The sequence below is a fragment of the Streptomyces sp. SID3212 genome (assembly GCF_009865405.1).
Taxonomy (GTDB): Bacteria; Actinomycetota; Actinomycetes; order Streptomycetales; family Streptomycetaceae; genus Streptomyces.
In genome coordinates, this window is the sequence record NZ_WWJY01000199.1 from 1 (window position 1) to 2,254 (window position 2,254).

Annotated in this window: 2 protein-coding genes; both read right to left on the minus strand. The window is 71.9% G+C overall.

Annotated elements, in window-relative coordinates:
• On the minus strand, positions 1-198 hold a 198-nt coding region (locus GT042_RS05695), incomplete at its 3' end, for a hypothetical protein (protein WP_161307599.1).
• A gap of 54 nt (positions 199-252) precedes the next feature.
• Positions 253-2,217: a transglycosylase domain-containing protein gene (locus tag GT042_RS05700; RefSeq protein ID WP_161307600.1), complete on the minus strand. Its 1,965-nt coding sequence runs from the start codon at positions 2,215-2,217 to the stop codon at positions 253-255.
• Positions 2,218-2,254 lie beyond the last annotated feature (37 nt).

Here is a 2,254-nt window from a genome sequence, read left to right on the forward strand (position 1 = left end):
GGCGGAGCCGCCGCTGACGAGCGGGGCCGCCGCGGCGGCTGCCGCGCAGGCCAGGACCACACCCAGGACCACCTTGGCGCGAAGGGCGGTGCGGGGCCGCGCCGCCCGGCGGGCGGCGCGGTCACGGTTCTTACGGCTCCCGGGATGGTCGGGGTTGTCGGGGCTGGCGGTTCGGTCGCTACGGTCGGTGCGGCTCACGGCGGCCTTCACTTCCTGGGGGATTCGGCACGGCTGCGCGGAAACGACGTCCCGTCATTCCCCGCGCCCGGCAACGGACTTCAGGTAGTCGGACCAGATCCGGCCCGGGTACGTCAGATCGGCGTCCTCGGTCCCGCCGAGGCCCGTGACGGGCAGCGGGGTGACGTTTCTCAGGTCCATCCGGTAGACGACGACGGCCGTCGCCTCCCGGGCGGTGTAGCCGGTGAACCAGCCCGCCGTACGGTCCCCGGTGGTACCGACCTTGCCGGCGGTGTCCGGCACCGGCTCCTCGCCGGACGCCGCCGCGCTCCTCCGGTACGCCGCCCGCAGGGCGTCCGTGACCTCTCCGCTCACCTCGGCGCTGAACGCCCGGTCCTTCCGGTGGGAGGCCAGTTTCACCGGCTCGCCGTTGCGGGTCACCCGTACGACCGAGTACGGCTCGGCGTGCACCCCGCCCGCGGCGAACGTGCCGTACGCGCTCGCCATCCGGATCGCGCTCGGGGTGGAGTTGCCGAGGGAGAAGGCAGGGACGCGCGGCCCCAGACCGGCGCCGAGCAGCCCCGCGTCCTGGGCGGCCCGCGCCACCCGGTCGAGTCCGACGTCCATCCCCAGCTGGAGGAAAGGGGTGTTGGCGGACCGGGCCATCGCGTCGTGCAGAGTCAGCCGCCCCCACGACAGGCCGCCGTCGTTCTTCCCCTTTACCACCTTGCCGTTGCGGTCCCAGTACGGGCCCTCCGGAGTGAGGACGGGCAGATCGTTGTCGGCGTCGTACACGGAGCCGGGGGACACCGGCGTGCGGGGCGCGTCGCGTTCACGCCGTACCCCGTCACGCAGCGCGGCGGCGTACACGAACGGCGTGAACGCCGAACCCGCCTGTACCGTCACGGCGTTGGCCTCGTTGAACCCCTGGGTGAGGGAGTCGGGACCGCCGTACACCGCGAGGATCCGCCCGTCGGGCGCGACGGACGCGGCGCCGGTACGGGCGTACTTGTCCTTGGGCTTCTTCGGGTCGAAGCCCTTGCGCACCTTCCCCACCGCGCTCGCGAGGGCTGTGGTGCGCCGCCGGTCGAACGTCGTGTAGATCTGGTAGCCGCCCAGGTCGAAGGCGGCGTCGGAGATCTTCCCGGCCTTCTGGAGGTACGTCTTCGCCAGCCCGACCAGATAGCCCGGCTGCCCGCTCTCGGTGGAGGTGCGGGGCGGGGCCTTGGGCTCGGGGAAGTGGGTGTACGCGGCCCGCTGCTCAGCCGAGAGCACCCCCGTCGTCACCATGCGGTCGAGGATCCAGGCCCACCGGTCCACCGCCCGCGCCCGGCTCTTCGGGCCGAGGGCCGGGTCGTACAGGGAAGCGCCCTTGAGGAGCGAGGCGAGGAACGCCGCCTCGCTCGGGTCGAGTTCGCTCACCTCCTTGCCGTAGTAGGCCTGGGCGGCGCGCTGAATGCCGTACGTCCCCCGCCCGAACCAGCTGGTGTTGAGGTAGCCCTCCAGGATCTGGTCCTTGCTCAGCCGGTTGTCGACCTTGACCGCGAGCAGCAGCTCGTCGAACTTCCTCGACGCGGTCCGATCCTGCGTCAGATAGGCGTTCTTCACGTACTGCTGGGTGATGGTCGAACCGCCCTGGGTCCCCCCGCCCGTGATCATCCGGCCCACGGCGCGGGCCATTCCCGAGAGGGACACCCCGGGATCCGAGTAGAAGTTCGCGTTCTCGGCGGCCAGTACGGCTCCCCGGACGTGATCGGGAACCTTCGACAGCGGCATCTCCTGCCGCTGGACCCAGCCGCTGCGCGCCAACTCCGTTCCGTCCGCCCAGTAGTAGACGTTGTCCTGCTGGGTGGCGAAGGAGTTGAGCTTCTCCGGGATTTGGGTCTCGGCGTACGCGTAGGCGACAAAACCGCCGAGACCGGCGAGGGCGAACACGAACAGGGAGAGGGACTGACGCCAGGACGGCAGCCAGCGGCGGATCCCGGAGCGGCCCGTCCGCGGGTAGTCGGGGCGGCGCAGGCGCGCGGCCCGTTCACCGATCCGCCACCAGAGCCGCCACGCGCCGGCGGTCGCCGCC